The 14,898-nt window shown below is 68.4% G+C and carries 20 protein-coding genes, 1 tRNA gene and 1 pseudogene; 13 read left to right on the forward strand and 9 right to left on the reverse strand.

Annotated elements, in window-relative coordinates:
- Positions 1 to 5: 5 nt before the first annotated feature.
- Positions 6 to 1,148: an epoxide hydrolase family protein gene (locus FVE25_RS03590; RefSeq protein WP_157244910.1), complete on the reverse strand. Its 1,143-nt coding sequence runs from the start codon at positions 1,146 to 1,148 to the stop codon at positions 6 to 8.
- Between the two features lie 91 nt (positions 1,149 to 1,239).
- Entirely contained in the window at positions 1,240 to 2,034 is a 795-nt protein-coding gene (locus tag FVE25_RS03595) for a carbonic anhydrase family protein (protein ID WP_157244911.1), read from the reverse strand.
- Between the two features lie 203 nt (positions 2,035 to 2,237).
- On the opposite strand from FVE25_RS03595, the gene FVE25_RS03600 reads away from it, so the two are divergent.
- On the forward strand, positions 2,238 to 3,884 hold the full coding sequence (locus tag FVE25_RS03600) for an alpha/beta hydrolase (protein WP_157244912.1): 1,647 nt from the start codon (positions 2,238 to 2,240) through the stop codon (positions 3,882 to 3,884).
- A 107-nt stretch (positions 3,885 to 3,991) separates the two neighbouring features.
- A tRNA-Pro gene (locus FVE25_RS03605) sits at positions 3,992 to 4,068 on the forward strand.
- 342 nt (positions 4,069 to 4,410) lie between these two features.
- On the opposite strand, the gene arsM is transcribed toward FVE25_RS03605, so the two are convergent.
- The gene (arsM, locus tag FVE25_RS03610) at positions 4,411 to 5,205 is read right to left on the reverse strand and encodes an arsenite methyltransferase (protein ID WP_157244913.1); all 795 of its coding nucleotides are present in this window, start codon (positions 5,203 to 5,205) and stop codon (positions 4,411 to 4,413) included.
- A gap of 100 nt (positions 5,206 to 5,305) precedes the next feature.
- Positions 5,306 to 6,346: a flavin-containing monooxygenase gene (locus FVE25_RS03615; RefSeq protein WP_157244914.1), complete on the reverse strand. Its 1,041-nt coding sequence runs from the start codon at positions 6,344 to 6,346 to the stop codon at positions 5,306 to 5,308.
- A 57-nt stretch (positions 6,347 to 6,403) separates the two neighbouring features.
- Between FVE25_RS03615 and FVE25_RS03620 the strand changes: the two genes are divergently transcribed.
- The 5 genes from FVE25_RS03620 to FVE25_RS03635 all read left to right on the forward strand — a co-directional run bounded on the left by FVE25_RS03620 (position 6,404) and on the right by FVE25_RS03635 (position 9,373).
- Complete coding sequence (locus FVE25_RS03620) at positions 6,404 to 6,751, forward strand: ArsR/SmtB family transcription factor (RefSeq protein ID WP_157244915.1); 348 nt, start codon at positions 6,404 to 6,406, stop codon at positions 6,749 to 6,751.
- A gap of 94 nt (positions 6,752 to 6,845) precedes the next feature.
- Positions 6,846 to 6,983: a hypothetical protein gene (locus FVE25_RS53705; RefSeq protein ID WP_181019431.1), complete on the forward strand. Its 138-nt coding sequence runs from the start codon at positions 6,846 to 6,848 to the stop codon at positions 6,981 to 6,983.
- Positions 6,984 to 7,011: 28 nt separating this feature from the next.
- Positions 7,012 to 8,406, forward strand: coding sequence for an FAD-dependent oxidoreductase (locus FVE25_RS03625; RefSeq protein WP_157244916.1), 1,395 nt, complete (start codon positions 7,012 to 7,014; stop codon positions 8,404 to 8,406).
- Positions 8,407 to 8,650: 244 nt separating this feature from the next.
- Positions 8,651 to 8,980, forward strand: a complete 330-nt coding sequence (locus tag FVE25_RS03630) for a hypothetical protein (protein ID WP_157244917.1) — start codon at positions 8,651 to 8,653, stop codon at positions 8,978 to 8,980.
- Positions 8,981 to 9,010: 30 nt separating this feature from the next.
- Positions 9,011 to 9,373 carry an ArsR/SmtB family transcription factor gene (locus tag FVE25_RS03635; protein WP_157244918.1) on the forward strand — a complete coding sequence of 121 codons (363 nt, stop codon included), beginning with the start codon at positions 9,011 to 9,013 and terminating at the stop codon, positions 9,371 to 9,373.
- 12 nt (positions 9,374 to 9,385) lie between these two features.
- Here FVE25_RS03635 and FVE25_RS54260 read toward each other — a convergent pair whose 3' ends face one another.
- From FVE25_RS54260 to FVE25_RS03650, 4 genes are all read right to left on the reverse strand, one after another.
- Complete coding sequence (locus tag FVE25_RS54260) at positions 9,386 to 9,601, reverse strand: hypothetical protein (protein ID WP_219825282.1); 216 nt, start codon at positions 9,599 to 9,601, stop codon at positions 9,386 to 9,388.
- Positions 9,602 to 9,618: 17 nt separating this feature from the next.
- Entirely contained in the window at positions 9,619 to 9,792 is a 174-nt protein-coding gene (locus tag FVE25_RS54265) for a hypothetical protein (RefSeq protein WP_219825283.1), read from the reverse strand.
- Between the two features lie 64 nt (positions 9,793 to 9,856).
- Positions 9,857 to 10,084: a hypothetical protein gene (locus tag FVE25_RS03645; RefSeq protein ID WP_157244919.1), complete on the reverse strand. Its 228-nt coding sequence runs from the start codon at positions 10,082 to 10,084 to the stop codon at positions 9,857 to 9,859.
- Positions 10,081 to 10,566: a serine hydrolase domain-containing protein gene (locus FVE25_RS03650; RefSeq protein WP_157244920.1), complete on the reverse strand. Its 486-nt coding sequence runs from the start codon at positions 10,564 to 10,566 to the stop codon at positions 10,081 to 10,083. The genes FVE25_RS03645 and FVE25_RS03650 overlap by 4 nt, the downstream gene beginning before the upstream one ends.
- An 85-nt stretch (positions 10,567 to 10,651) precedes the next feature.
- On the opposite strand from FVE25_RS03650, the gene FVE25_RS03655 reads away from it, so the two are divergent.
- The 4 genes from FVE25_RS03655 to FVE25_RS03670 are packed head-to-tail and all read left to right on the forward strand — an operon-like array spanning position 10,652 to position 12,188.
- Complete coding sequence (locus FVE25_RS03655; RefSeq protein ID WP_246266582.1) at positions 10,652 to 11,134, forward strand: MarR family transcriptional regulator; 483 nt, start codon at positions 10,652 to 10,654, stop codon at positions 11,132 to 11,134.
- A 46-nt stretch (positions 11,135 to 11,180) separates the two neighbouring features.
- Entirely contained in the window at positions 11,181 to 11,507 is a 327-nt protein-coding gene (locus FVE25_RS03660) for a PadR family transcriptional regulator (protein ID WP_157244921.1), read from the forward strand.
- Complete coding sequence (locus tag FVE25_RS03665) at positions 11,504 to 11,860, forward strand: DUF1048 domain-containing protein (protein ID WP_157244922.1); 357 nt, start codon at positions 11,504 to 11,506, stop codon at positions 11,858 to 11,860. Before FVE25_RS03660 ends, FVE25_RS03665 begins: the two co-directional genes overlap by 4 nt.
- Position 11,861: 1 nt before the next feature.
- Positions 11,862 to 12,188, forward strand: a complete 327-nt coding sequence (locus FVE25_RS03670) for a DUF1048 domain-containing protein (protein WP_157244923.1) — start codon at positions 11,862 to 11,864, stop codon at positions 12,186 to 12,188.
- A 641-nt stretch (positions 12,189 to 12,829) separates the two neighbouring features.
- Here the strand turns inward: FVE25_RS03670 and FVE25_RS56940 are convergent.
- Complete coding sequence (locus tag FVE25_RS56940) at positions 12,830 to 13,093, reverse strand: hypothetical protein (RefSeq protein WP_425489470.1); 264 nt, start codon at positions 13,091 to 13,093, stop codon at positions 12,830 to 12,832.
- Between the two features lie 37 nt (positions 13,094 to 13,130).
- Here FVE25_RS56940 and FVE25_RS03680 point away from each other — a divergent pair, with 37 nt between their 5' ends.
- Both FVE25_RS03680 and FVE25_RS03685 read left to right on the forward strand, forming a co-directional pair.
- Positions 13,131 to 13,502, forward strand: coding sequence for a DUF1048 domain-containing protein (locus tag FVE25_RS03680; RefSeq protein WP_157244924.1), 372 nt, complete (start codon positions 13,131 to 13,133; stop codon positions 13,500 to 13,502).
- Positions 13,503 to 13,661: 159 nt separating this feature from the next.
- Positions 13,662 to 14,852, forward strand: a pseudogene (locus tag FVE25_RS03685) (serine hydrolase domain-containing protein); the annotation flags it as partial.
- Positions 14,853 to 14,898 lie beyond the last annotated feature (46 nt).

Here is a 14,898-nt window from a genome sequence, read left to right on the forward strand (position 1 = left end):
GGAGCTTATCCGCCAATCTTGGCGAAGAACGTGCGCACGTCGTCGATCAGCAGACCGGGCCGTTCCATCGACAGGAAGTGGCCGCCCTCGTCCAGCTCGGTCCAGTGGACGATGGCGTGGTCACGCTCGGCCCAGGGCCGGATGGTCACGTCGTGGGCCGAGACCAGCACCCCGGTCGGCACCGTGCCCCGCTCCGGCGCGGTGTCGTCCCAGCCGGCCGCCGAGAGCTCCTCGTAGTAGATCTGCGCCGCCGAGCCCGCGGTGCCGGTCAGCCAGTAGATCGAGACGCCGGTGAGCATGCGGTCGCGGCTGATGGCCGCCTCCGGCAGCGCGTCCTCCGGGTGGGTGAGCTCCTTGAACTTCTCCACGATCCACGCCAGCTGTCCCACCGGGGAGTCGTGCAGGCCGTACGTGACCGTCTGGGGTCGCTTGGAGTTGCACTGCAGGTAGCCGTCGTTGAAGTCCAGCATGCGCTGCCAGCGCTGCCGGTCGGCCGCCGGCAGCCCGTCCATCTCGCCGTCGATCCCGGCGGGGAAGGCGATCATGGCGTTCACGTGGACGCCGGTGACGTGCCCGGGATCCTGCCTGGCCATCGCGGGGGCGATCCAGGAGCCGGAGTCGTAGCCCTGCACGCCGTACCGCTCGTAACCGAGGCCGGCCATGAGCCGCACGAACAGCTCGGCCATCCTGGCCGCGGTCATGCCCGGCCCCGCCAGCGGCGTCGAGAAGCCGAAGCCCGGCAGGGAGGGGATCACCAGGTGGAAGGCGTCGTCCGGGTCCCCGCCGTGGGCGCGCGGGTCCGTCAGCGGGCCGATGACGTCGAGGAAGTCGGTCACCGCGCCCGGCCAGCCGTGCAGGAGGACGAGCGGCCGGGCACCGGGTTCGGGGGAGCGGACGTGGAGGAAATGGATGTTCTGCCCGTCGATGGTGGTCATGAACTGCGGGTGCTCGTTGATCGCCGCTTCCTGCGCGCGCCAGTCGTAGGCGGTGCGCCAGTACTCGGCCAGCTCCTTCAGGTAGGCCACCGGCACGCCCCGGGTCCAGCCGACGCCCGGCAGCTCGTCCGGCCAGCGGGTGCCGGCCAGGCGGGCGGCCAGGTCGTCGAGCTGCTCCTGCGGGATGTCGATGCGGAAGGGACGGATGCTCATCGGGATGATCCTCTCGTGCTTGCCCTGGTCATCCCTTGGACGCGAGATCCCTTCGCGCATCCGCTAGATCCGATGTAGCGGAGGCGGCCGGTCAGTGCCGGTAGATGTTCGGCGGGACCGGGTTGTTCTGGAGTTCACGCTTGTTGCCCTCGGGCCACAGCGCGTGGACCGCGGCGATGTTCTCGGGGGTGGCGGTGCCGTACCGCTTGAACACGAACCAGTTCACCGGCTTGTAGTAGACGTGGCTGGCGTCGGGGGTCGTGAGGGAGCCCTTGTAGCGGTAGTAGGCGCGGCTGCCCTGCGGGGGCAGCAGGGCCTTGAGGCTGACGCCCTGGACGTTCTTGCTGGCGCCGGGGGTGGTGGGCGGCTCGTGCAGCAGGCGGTCGTGTTCCGACTTGGCCTTGGCGGGGTTCACCAGGACTGACAGGACGACGTAGCCGAGTTCCGGGCCGTCGAGTTCGTGCACCAGGTGGGCTTCAAGGGGGGAGAAGTCCGGCTGTCCGGCGATTTTGTGCTCGGCCGGGCCATGGTAGTGCACATTTTTCAGGATATATGTCTTTTTGTTGAAGACGACGTAGGAGTTTGTGTTTGGTGAGGGTGTGAACCTGATGTCGTCGTGCTCGCTCGGCTCGCCGCCGTGGGGGTCCTTGTCGTCGAGGGTGAGGGTGCCGTCGACGCGGGGGGCGTAGGCGATTTTCAGGGCCTGAGCGGTGTCCGGGCAGGCAGTCGCCGGGTTGATCACCACCGGGGTCTCGACGGCGGTGTCGGTGCCGGGGCCCGGGCAGGACGTGGTCTGTGCCTGGGCGGTGGCGGGGACGGTGAGGAGGACGACGGAGCCAGCGGCAACTAATTGGGCAAACCGCTTAAGAGGCGGATTTATGCGCATGTGTGCCCTTCTGAGGGATGAGGGGGTGGGCATTACGCCATGACTGCCTTTATTTCTTGGTGTCACGACTGCACATACTATAACCGTTTAGCGTCATTTTGTTGTGACCATTACCACATGATGATAAGCGGTGGGGTTGACCCTACTGTGATCAGGGGGTATCCCTGACTGCCCCGCCGTACATCCCAGGCCACAGTGGGCACATGTGGACGACCGCCATCGGCACCGCCCTGCTCACGCTCACCACGACCCTGGCCCCGCTGCCCGCCGCGGTCCGCTGGAGAAGCGACTGTACGGCCGGCCCGCCGTACCAATGCGCCACCCTGACCGTCCCCCTGGACCACGACGCCCCCCACGGCCGGCGCATCGACCTGCGCCTGATCAAACGCGCCGCCACCGGCGCCCGCATCGGCACCCTGTTCCTCCACTCCGGCGGCCCCGGCGAAGCGCTGACCGACACGCTGCCGAAGCTGTACACCCGCATCCCCGCGGCCGTCCGCGAACGCTTCGACGTCGTCGGCTTCGACCAGCGCGGCATCGGCCAGAGCACCGCCGTCCAGTGCTTCGACACCCTCGCCGACCAGCAGCGCGTCCTGGCCTCGATCCCCGCCGGCTTCCCGCTGGGCCGCGACGAGGAACGCGCCACCGAGGCCGCCTACCGCCGCTTCGCCACCGCCTGCCGCGACCGCGCCGGAGACCTGCTGCCCCACATGTCCACCGCCAACACCGCCCGCGACCTCGACCTCATCCGCCAGGCCCTGGGCGAACCCACCCTCACCTACTACGGCCTGTCCTACGGCACCTTCCTGGGCGCCACCTACGCCAACCTCTTCCCCGGCCGGATCCGCGCCATGGTCCTGGACGCCGTCCTCGAGCCCGTGGCCTACACCACCGGGCGGGGTGGTGAAGGGCGCCGGCTGAGCACGGCCCTGCGGCTAAAGGAGGATGTCGAACGGCGCCGCGTGTTCAGCCGCTTCCTGGACCTGTGCGCCGAGGCCGGCCCATCCAGGTGCCCCTTCGCCGCGGCCCCGAACCCGATTGAGACAGGACGCGTTGAGACGCGGAGGGCTGAGACGCGGAGGGCTGAGACGCGGAGGGCTGAGACGCGGAGGGCTGAGACGCGGCGGATTGAGGCTGCGCGGATTGAGACGCGGCGCAAATACGCCGAGCTGACGGCGCGTCTGGCGAAGGGCCCGATCCGGGCCGGCGACGACGTGTTCACCCGCGCCACCACGATGGCCGCCGTCGCCCAGGCCATGGACGTGGTCGAACCCCTGCCCGGCTACGTCGACCACGGCTGGCCCCAGGCCGCCCGGCTCCTGCAGACCCTGTGGCTGGCCCGCAACACCCCCATCCCGGCCGCACCCCAGCAGAAGGCGCCCGAGCAGAACCCCGTGGACCGCTACGCCGGCCTGGAGCAGGCGGGCGCCGTGGTCTGCGCCGACACCGACCGCCCAGCCCCGGCGACGTTCCCCGGCCAGGCCGAGTGGGCCGCCCGCCGAAGCGGCGACTTCGGCAGACTCGCCACCTGGAGACTGGCCCCCTGCTCGGTCTGGCCCACCATGGACGCCGACCGCTACACGGGCCCATGGAACCGGCGCACGGCGGCACCCATCCTCGTGATGTCCACGACGTACGACCCCGCGGACCCGTACCACAACGCCCAGCGCCTGACCCGCGAACTCTCCCGAGCCCGCCTGCTGACCGTGGACGGCTACGGCCACGGCGTCATCCTCAACCCGAGCACCTGCGCCGACCGCCACCAGACGGCCTATCTGATCAACGGCACCCTGCCGCCGGAAGGCACGGTCTGCACGCAGGATGCCGCGCCGTTTCAGGGGGTCCGGTGAGGGTCTGGCCTCGTCAGAAATGGCGCGGAGGGGTCCGCGAGCCGTGATAGTGTTTTCCACGCAAGGCCGAGCGGAACACGACGAAAACGGTTCCGCCGGACTCTTGGCGGGACGTAGCGCAGCTTGGTAGCGCACTTGACTGGGGGTCAAGGGGTCGCAGGTTCAAATCCTGTCGTCCCGACCAGGTTTTAGCTGGTCGATCAGGGTGTCACTCTAGTGGGTGGCACCCTTTCGCGTTGCTGAGTGACCAACTGGGTGGCTATCGGGTGAAGATCCCGTCCATCGCCGCAGCTCCCTGGAGAAGTACGGGGCGGATCTGCTTGCGGTAGACGGCTTCGGTAACGGCCGTGCCGCCGTGGCCGACGAGGCGGGCGATGTCCTCCAGCGGAACAGGCGAGGTGCCCCGGCGCGATCATCACCGTGAGACCGTGGCCCTCCGACGCCTGCCTTCCTGCATCGAAGGAGAAGCAAGATCAAAGATCTCGACAGATAACGTTCAAAGAATCATGCCGTCAAGGAATCCGAGTCACAAACCGGGTGACGTAGCAGCCTCTGCTTGAAGCTCAACTGCTATGTGAGGCTTGACCGCCCGGATGATCGCCGAGTGCATGCCGTCGGCGACCTGGTGCGTAGGCGTGATCTCAACCTCCGTGAACCCGGCCGCCTCCAGGCCCTGGCGGTACTCGGTGAAGGACAGCGCTCCGGCGATGCACGCCACGTACGAGCCTCGTTCGGCCCGTTGAGCGGGGCTCAGTGCGTCGTCGGCGACGACGTCGGAGATGCCCAGCCGCCCACCCGGCACCAAGACACGGAAGGACTCGGTGAAGACCGCCTGCTTGTCGGGGGAGAGGTTGATGACGCAGTTGGAGATCACGACGTCGACGGTGGCGGCGGGCAAGGGGATGTCTTCGATGGCCCCTTTGAGGAACTCGACGTTGCGTGCGTCCGCCTCGCGGGCGTTGGCCAGGGCGAGCGCCAGCATCTCCTCGGTCATGTCCAGCCCGTACGCCTTGCCGGTTGGGCCCACCCGCCGTGCCGACAGCAGGACGTCGATCCCGCCGCCGGAGCCGAGGTCGAGTACCCGCTCGCCCTCGCGCAACTCGGCGACGGCGGTGGGGTTGCCGCACCCGAGCGAAGCCGCGACTGTCGCCTGCGGCAGCCCTGTACGCTCGGCGTCGTCGTACAGCGCGGCTCCGAACACCTCCTGTCCATCCCGTGAGGTGACGTCGCAACAGCTCGCGGCCCCAGAGCTGCTCGCCACCGCGGCCGCTGCGTACCTCTCGCGGACCATCTCCCGCACGTCCGGTACCTGTTCCGTCATGACGGGTCCCTTCTTCTGCCGGGGCCGTCGTTTCTATCGACGGCTTTGGATAGAACACTTTGCCTTGCTTAGACGTATGTCAAGATAGATGCTCTTCACATCAGAGCCCGTAAGCGGCGAGGGCGCCGCTGGCCCAGGCGGCCAGGGGTGTTGCGATGTGCTCGGCGTCTGCGGTGACGCCCCGCAGGGTGTTGGAGGCGAAGGAGCGCTGGAACTCCAGGCCCACGTAGGCGAGGCCGGGGTGTGTGGTGGAGATGCCGCCGACGTGCTCGATGGGCCCGAGTGGGGCGAGGTAGCCGAGGTCGGGCCGGTAGCCGGTGGCGAAGATGACGGTGTCGACCGGCTCGCGGTCGCCATCGGACCAGACGACGGCCTCGCCGTCGAAGGCGGTGAACATGGGCCGCCGGTCCATCCGTCCGTCGCTGAGGGCGGCGGCGTAGTCCCCGGTGTCCAGGACGGGCGTGTGCTGGGCGATGCGGGCCAGCCAGGCGGGCGGCAGGCTGTCGAAACCGGTGGTGTGGTGCCAGTGGTGAATGTCCTTGCCTCCGATGAGTTGCGGCACGAGCTGCACGGGATAGCGGGTGGCCAGGGTGACGGAGGCGACCTCGGCCAGCTCGTAGCCGATCTGGACGGCGGAGTTGCCGGCGCCGATGACAACGATCCGCTGCCCGGCGTGCTCTTTCGGGTTGCGGTAGTCGGCGGCGTGCAGGGTGCGGCCCGTGAAGGCGCCGGGCAGGTCGGGAACGTAGGGGTTGCCGAAGGAGCCGGTCGCCGCGACAACGCCTGCCGCGTGCAGCAGCTGCCCGTCAGCGGTGTGTACGGCGAAGCCGCCCTGCGCGGCCTCGACGGAGGTGACGCGGGTGCCGGTGCGGATCTCGACGCCCAGGCTGTCGGCGAAGTCCTGGAGGTAGGCGACGACGGCGTCCCGGTGCGGGTAGCCGTCGGGGTCCCCCGGGAAGGGGTGGCCGGGAATCGAGCTGTAGCGGGCGGGGGAGAACAGGGTGAGGCTGTCGTAGTAGCGCGACCAGGAGCCGGTGGGTTGCTCTCCTGCTTCGAGGATGACGGGTGAGAGGCCGGCGTTCTTCAGGGCGCGGGCGGCGGTGAGGCCGGACTGGCCGCCGCCGATGACGATCGTGTCCATGTTGCGTATCATATCTTCAAATCTAGAAATGACAATGCGATGAAGTAGGGTAGTCCCATGACGGCAGGCAGTGGCATCCAGCTCACCGACGCGGCGCGCGGCTTCCTCAAGGCCCTGGCCAGCGACACCCGCCAGCAGATCCTCTTCCTGTTCGAAGGCGGGGTGGAATTGACCGTGGGCGAGGTGGCCGAGCGCCTGTCGCTGGCCCAGTCCGCCGCCTCCACGCACCTGGCGACCCTGCGCGACGGCGGTGTCCTCACCTCCCGGCGCGAGTGGAAGACCGTCTACTACCGCGCCGACCCCGACGGGGTGCGGCGCGCACTGATCGACCTGCAGGCCGCCTTGGCGGCGTGTTGCCCTCCCGGCGAGCTTCCGTCTGCCGGCGGTTGTGGCCAGCCGGAGTGACGGACAGCTTAGGTAAGCATCTAATTTGACAAATCTCTAAGCAGTCGGGCATGCTGCAGGCAACTTAGACGAACTTCTAAACAGGAGGTGCGCGATGCGCACTCTGTTCCGTCGTGTCCGCCGGGCCCCGGCCCTCTCCTTCAACGAGGCCACCGGTGAGGTCTGCGACACCGCCTGCCGCGCCGACGCCGCCGTGGATCGCCTCCGCACGCAGGTCCTGCTCTTCCGCTAAGCCGTACCGAGACCCAGGAGAAGCCATCATGAGCGCAAGTTGCTGCGGCACCACCGCCTCCCTTGAGCTTGAGCAGAACGTGAACGCCGGTGCCGGTGGACTGCCGGTCGTGGTGATCGGAGCGGGCCCGGTCGGGCTTGCCGCCGCCGCGCATCTGGCCGAGCGCGGACAGGACTTCCTGGTCCTGGAGGCGGGCGAGCAGGTTGCCGCCTCGGTCGTCCGGTGGGGGCATGTGCGGGTCTTCAGCCCGTGGAAGTACAACATCGACGCCGCCGCCCGCCGCCTGCTGGAAGCCGACGGCTGGACGGGGCCGGACCCCGGCCGGCTGCCCACCGGCGGCGAACTGATCTCCGACTATCTGGCCCCGCTGGCCAAGCTCTTCGGCGACAAGGTACGGCTGGGCGCCCGCGTCACAGCGATCAGCCGCCTGGGCTACGACCGGGTGCGCACCAACGGCCGCGAAGACGCGCCGTTCCTCATCCGTCTGGAGAGCGGTGAGGAGCTGCGGGCCCGCGCGATCATCGACGCCTCCGGCACCTACACCACGCCCAACGTCCTGGGCGCCAGCGGCCTACCCGCCCACGGGGAAGAGGCGGCCGATGTCGACCACGCCCTGCCGGACGTCCTCGGCGCTGACCGCGATCGCTTTGAGGGCAAGCACACCCTGGTGGCCGGCGCGGGCCATTCGGCGGCCACCACCCTGCTGGCCCTGGCCGAACTGCCGGACGCCACGATCACCTGGGCCATCCGGTCAGGTGGCGCCAGCCGTACCTATGGCGGCGGCGAGGCCGACGCGCTGCCCGCACGCGGTGCTCTCGGCACCCGGCTGCGCGCTCACGTGGATGCCGGCCGCATTCGGTTGCTCACCGGGTTCTTCACCCACCGCGTCAACGCCACCGGGCACGGCGTCGAGGTGGTCAGCCGTGACCCGTCCGGCCGTGAGCAGTCCGTCACGGTCGACCAGATCGTGTCGGCGACCGGCTACCGGCCCGATCACTCCATCGCCTCCGAGCTACGCCTGGACCTGGACCCGATCCTCGGCAGCACCCGCGCGCTGGCTCCGCTGATCGACCCCAACCAGCACTCCTGCGGCACCGTCCCGGCGCACGGCGTGGACGAACTGACCCACCCCGAGCCCGGCTACTACGCCGTCGGCGTCAAGAGCTACGGCCGCGCCCCCACCTTCCTCATGGCCACCGGCTACGAGCAGGTCCGCTCCGTCGTCGCCGCCCTGGCCGGAGACTGGCAGGACGCCCGCGACGTGCAGCTCGACCTGCCCGAGACCGGCGTCTGCTCCTCCAACCTCGCCCAAGCCCAGGAACAGCGGGTCGGCCTGACCACCGGCCTCAGCGGCGGCCTGCTGGCCACCCCGCTCCCGCTCGTCACCGTCTCGGCCGCTGACGGTGCCGGCTGCTGCGGCTGATCAAGGAGATCGACGCGTCCGACGGATACCCCACCGCCGCGCAGAAGGAAGCGCTGCGCCTCATCTGCTCCCAGGACCGGCTGGACACCGAGCGCCGTGCTCGCTCTCAGCTACGGCCTGGCGGCCATCATTCTGCACGCCCTCGTGCTCCGCAGCCGCCCGGCGTCAGCCCGCAGCCCGGAGGCGGTCGAGGAACGCGCCGAGATCGTCAGGTCGGCCGTGCGCCGCCGCCCTCATCGCAGCGGTGATCTTCGCTCTGCAGGGCGTGGCGGCAATGCTGCTGCCGTTCCTCGGCCGGTCGGCGCCCGGCGCGATCGGCCGCGTGCTGCTGTTCGGCCTGGGCTTCGGTATCGCCTCCGTCGCCCTGCCGCAGCTGCTCGTCCAGCGGTATGGCACCGCCGCCTACGCCACCCTGTCCGGCCGGATCGCGATCTTCTCGGTCGCCGACAAGGCTCTGGCTCCGCTCGGTGCGTTCGCCCTGGCCCCGGCCGTCGGCTACACCTGGGTGATGGCCGCCATCGCACTGGCGGGTGTGAGCGCCGCCTTGGCGCTGGTCGCCTACCATCGCGTATAATTTCGACAGATTTCAAAGTAAGGAGCGGGTATGACCACGATCCAGTGCTGCGCCCCGATCGCGCGTGAGCCGCTGTCGGAGAGCGAGGCCGCGGACCTGGCGGTCATGCTCAAGGCCGTCGCCGACCCCGTCCGCCTGCGCCTGCTGTCGATGATCGGCTCCCACGCGGGCGGCGAAGCCTGCGTGTGCGACCTGACCGGCGCCTTCGACCTGACCGCGCCCACCATCTCCCATCACCTGAAGATCCTGCGTACGGCAGGCCTGATCGACGGCGAACGCCGCGGAACCTGGGTCTACTACCGCATCATCCCCGAAGCCGTGAACACGCTGGGCGCCCTGTTCACCCCGCTGACCGAGCCCGCCCGAGCCGACCTGGGCCTCGTCCCCGCGTGAGCGACGTCGTCGTCATCGGCGGCGGCCAGGCAGGACTCGCGGCGGGCTACTACCTACGCCGCACAGGAGCCGGTCGGCGACTATGACGGCGGCGAAGCGGAGGTTGGCGCCCAAACCGGCGAAGCTGCCGTCGCGGCGGCAGCGGGCGAAGGCGATCAGCATGGTGGGCAAGGAGACGACCGGGGACAGGCTGCCGGCGGTCATGATGTCGACGGAGTAGAGCAGCACGATCGTGGGATCAGCAACTAGCCTCCGGCCACCCCCATGATCACGGCCACCACCCCGATATCGAAGCCGGCCGCGACCGCGGCGATCGTCTGCGCAGGGCCGGGCAGGGGCAGCGTCCCCGGAGCGGTGGGATATTCGCGGATGAGTCCGGCAGTCGTCGCCGCGATAGGTACGGCGTTGTGGAGGGTCAACGTGAGGTCAGGCGGTGTTGCCGCACGCGTAGGACCAGGAGCCGGGTACGGCGCCGCCCATCCCTCAGACGGTGGTGCCACAGGACGGCTTCACCGATGACATGCCGAGGCCGTAGGTGCTGTTGGGTGTCCACTTTCCGTCGGGGACCACTTTGCTGTCGAACATCTGGCGCTGCTGGGTCGGTGGCAGCAGTTTGCCCACGAGCAGAGCCGTGAAGAAGCGGTCGAGGTCGGCGGTGCTGGAGACCATGCTTCCTGCCGCCCATGCCGCGGAGGGGTTGAACTCGGTCACGTCGTAGGTCTTGGACTGCGGGTCGGGGGAGAGGGACAGCGGTAGGCGTCGAAGCGGTGTTTGAGGAAGGCCGGCGTGTAGAACCGGCGCAGCATCTCCTTGTCGAGCGCGTAATTGAAGAGGCCGCTGGTCATGTTGAGCAACTGCTTGATGGTGATCAGACGGCCGTCGTAGCCGTCGCCGCGCAGCAGCCCGGGCAGCCACGTCTCCACGGTGTCGTCCAGGCTGAGCTCGCCTTCGGCGACGAGTTGCAGCACCACCGTGGCGGTGAAGGTCTTGGTGATGCTGCCGATGCGGAAGCGCTCCTGCGCCTGGCGTTTGCGCCCGGCCCGGGTGTCGGCCACGCCTGCCGTACCGGACCAGGTGCCATGGCGGCCGCGGACCGTCGCGATGATGCCGGGAAGGCGCAGCTCGGTCACGGCGTGGTAGCGATCCGGGTCGCTGTCCTGGGAATCAACGGTGGCATTTCCCCTCCATTCCATGGATGAACGAACACCTGCTTCTCGGTTTTGGAATGACGGACACGCTATATCTCGTTTTCTACTCACTCAATGTTGAGGTGTCTCGTTGCTCGCGAAGCTGCCGCCCATGATGGGCAAGGTGCTGGCCTGTCTGTACGCCACCGACTCGGGTAGCCTCACCTCGGCCGACCTGGCCCAGCAACTGCACGTCAGCCCGGCCTCGATCTCGAAGGCCGTCCAGTACCTCGAACGGCAAGCGCTGATCCGGCGCGAGCGCGACCCTCGGCAGCGACGCGACCGCTACGTCATCGACGATGACGTCTGGTATCGGGCGCTGTTGGCCAGTGCCCGCGTGGGCATGGGTCTGGCGGAAATCGTCGAGCAGGGAGCCAGTGTGCTGGGTGCCGCCACGCCCGGCGGCGCCCGCCTCCAGGGCGCTAGCCGCTTCCTCGAGCACGTCAACCAGGACCTTGTACGCTCGGCCAACCTCTGGCGGAAGATCCATCTACTCCGACGAATCGAGTCCGAGAACTCCCCTCGAGGTCGATCGCCGCTCGCCTGGCTTCCGCTACTTTGTGGTACCGTATAGTGGTATTCGGTGCCACGGAGTACCGATGTGGGTCAGGAGGGCAGGGATGGAGGACCTGACGGAGATGCTCAAGGGCACGCTAGAGGGTTGTGTGCTTGAGATCATCGGCGGCGAGGAGACCTATGGATATGCCATCACGCGTCGGCTGAACGAGCTCGGCTTCGTCGACGTCATCGAGGGGACGGTGTACACCATCCTGCTGCGGCTGGAAAAGAAGGGGCTCGTCCAGGTCACGAAGCGACCGTCCGCGCAAGGCCCGCCGCGCAGGTTCTATGCGCTCAATGACGCGGGACGCCAAGAACTCACGACGTTCTGGGCGAAATGGGAGTACGTCTCATCACGGATCAACAAGCTCAAGGAGAGCGGGGAATGAACTTCTGGGAGACCATCACCGGTAGTGACCTCAGCAGGGAATGGAAGACATTCGAAGCCCGGGTCGCAGCATTGCCGGCCGATCATCAGGCGGCGTGGGAAAAGGTCAAGGATCATCTTTCCCCTTACGGGGACTTCACGGGCCGCAATCTGATGCCGATTCTCGACGGTGTTCTGGGACTGCTCGAAGAGACGGCGTCCGAGGGGCAGAGCATCCACGAGGTGCTGGGTGACGACATCACGGGCTTCTGTGCGGCGCTGGTCGGCGATGAAGGAGCCCGGAGCGTTCGCGACCGGTGGCGCGAGCAGTTGAACAAGAACGTCGCAAGGAAACTGGGCCGGCTAGGAGGCTGATATGGGAATCCAGGACATCATCGAGGGCAAAAGGCAGTGGCGGGCGCACAAGGCCCGGGTCAAGGCGCTCCCTCGGGACTATGAGATCGTCTACCAGGAGATTCAGCGGTATTTCTTCAAGGTCGGGCCGGTCGGGATGGCTGACGGCTCCCTGCTCCCGCGGCTTGTCGACTTCTTCGAGGAGGGCGTGGCGGCCGGCAAGGGAATCCTGGAGCTCATCGGCAACGACGTCGCGGCCTTCTGCGATGACCTGGTGAAAGACTCGCGCACCTACGCGGACCTTTATCAGGAATCCATCATGGGGGAACCCGGCACAGCTGGGAAGTAGCACCCGCCGCCCCAGGGTCGACCCCGCCCCAGACCGACACCCTGGCCATCCTCACCGCCGAGAAGGCGCCCGGCGGGCAGGAGCTTCGCCACTCTCTGATCACGCAGACATCTGCAGCCGGGATGAGACCGGCCGGCAGCGGTGAGGATGCGGTGGCCCGTCCCGCGGATCCGCGGAGGTGCGTGCTGCACCACGGTGAGCGCGGCCCAGCGCGCCTAGGACTGGCGTCGTGGACGAGCGCTGCCGCCGCTGGGCGTGGTGCCGCCCCGCGTTGTCGGCGGGTGGGCGGCGAGATGCGCGCTGCAGTCCGCCCCGCGTGCCGGGCGGGCGGGGTGGTGTACGGCAAGCCGCAGGCGCGCCGCCTCGGGGCAGATGTCGTCTGCGGAGTGAGCGAGGAGCTGTTGCAGCGGTGCAGGCCGGCCCGCCGACCGGGCTGCTGGCCGGACGGCTGCGCAAAGACCCCGCCCCAGCGGTTGGCCCTCGCCCAGGCCGGCTGGGCACTTGCCGACGCCATCGCGGGCCGGACCAGCCTGTCCCGGGGCATCTCGCCCGGCCAGCCCTTGATCAAAGCCGCACGCTTACGGTCTCGGCCTCCACCCTGCTATTCGGTGTTGCTATATACCGGTAGTCAGTGTTACGTTCTACCGGTAGCTGGTATTACTGAGTAGCTGAAGGGGTGTAGTCCTGGCGATCTTGTCCGGCCGGTCCGCATACGCCACGGGATCAGGGCTTTCTCCGGCATCGCCGAGGGCACCATCTACGCGCTGCTGGTCAGGATCGAACAGCGCGGCCTCGTCGACGTGCGGAAGATCCCGTCGGAGAAGGGGCCGCCGCGCAAGGTGTACTCCCTCAACGCTCAGGGATACGAGCACCTCGACGAGTTTTAGAAACCGGAGCCTCCTCACGGACGCTCCAACAGCTCCGCAAAGGAGGCAGGTAACCATGTCCAACGCTGAAAAGGGCGGCGTCATCGCAAAGGTGATCGGCTCCAAGCTGCGGTGGCGGCAGTACAAGGCGCGCAAGGAGCAGCTGCCACCCAGCTATCGCGCGGCGGTCGAAGCGATCGAGCGGTACATGATGCATTTCGTGCCGACCGACGGTGACAGCGATGCGTCGAGGTTCGAAGACCTCGCCGACCTGTTCGAACAGGCCGCGGCGAATGGGGCGCCGATCCGCGAGGTCGTCGGCAAGGACCCGGTGGAGTTCGTTGAGGCGTTCGTCCATAAGTACACCGAGGGTGGCTATGTCCCCGCCCTTGCGCGTAAGCAGCTGTCCGAGGCCATCACGCGCGCCCAGGAACAGACGCCCCGATGACCGTGCGCACGAGCCTGAATCGAACCGGTGCATGGTCACGGAAATGTCGGTTCTGTGAGTTTCAGATCTTCAGAAGGGATTGCAGCAGTGGTGAGTAGGACGAATGAGTACGGTGTCGAGGATGGCTGAGGGAGGGTCGCCGACGCGTTCCGCGCGAACTTCGACAGTCCCGGCGAGTTGGGTGCGGCGTGCTGCGTCTACGTGGACGGCCGCCGTGTGGTCGACTTGTGGGGTGGTGTGGCCGGTCGGGAGGTGGATGGCCCGGCTGGGCGTGAGCCGGACCGGGCGTGGGGCGAGGACACCATCGTCCGGGTCGCCTCCACGACCAAGGGGGCTGCCGCGATCTGCGCCCACATGCTGGCGCAGCGTGGTGAGCTGGATCTCGACGCCCCGGTGGTCGAGTATTGGCCGGAGTTCGGCGCGGCCGGTAAGGAGCGGATCCCGGTGCGCTGGTTGCTGTCGCATCAGGCCGGTCTGCCGGTTGTCGACGGGCCGTTGACCTTTGAGCAGGCGTGTGCCTGGGGTCCGGTCATCCGTGCGCTGGAGGCGCAGCCGCCGCTGTGGGAGCCGGGCACCGAGCACGTCTACCACGCCGTCACCTACGGGTTCCTGGTCGGGGAGGTCGTGCGCCGGATCTCCGGCAAGTCGCTCGGCACGTTCTTCGCCGAGGAGGTGGCGGCTCCGCTCGGGCTGAGCACCTGGATCGGGCTGCCCGAGGAGCACGAGCCACGCCTGGCCCGTATCGACAACGCGCCGCTCGACGTGGAGGAACTGACCGCCGGAATGATCAAGAGCACCGGGCTGGACGCCGACACCGTGATCGCGTGGATGAGCGCGGGGTGGGGTCCGGATTCGGTGGCGATGCGCGCCGGGTCGCTCGGCGGCGCGCTGGACAACATGGCCGACCCCGCGATCGCGTACTACAGCACGCGGGCCTGGCGGGCGGCGGAGTTCCCGGCCGCCAACGGAGTATCCGACGCGCGATCGCTGGCTCGGATGTATGCCGCCACGGTGAGCGAGGTCGACGGCGTGCGGCTGCTCGAACCGGCCACGGTCGAGCGGGCGATCGCGGTGCAGACCGGCAGGACGCGCATGCACGGGCTGCCGCCGGGGCTGGACATCCCGGCCTACCGCTCCTTCAACATGGCGCTCGGCTTCATGCGAGGCTGCCCGCCGCTGCCGATGCTCGGACCGAGGTCGTTCGGCCACCCCGGCTCCGGCGGCTCGATCGGCTTCGCCGACCCCGACGCCGGTGTCGGCTTCGGCTACGTCACCAACCTGTGGGATCTGCGCCCCGACGACCCGCGAGTGTCGAACCTGGCCAACGCCGTCCGTGCCTGCCTCGGATAACGACCCCCGACACCCGACACCCAGGCCACCCAGGCCGGGAAGTCCA

Source organism: Nonomuraea typhae (assembly GCF_009760925.1).
In the GTDB taxonomy this organism is placed as follows: domain Bacteria; phylum Actinomycetota; class Actinomycetes; order Streptosporangiales; family Streptosporangiaceae; genus Nonomuraea; species Nonomuraea typhae.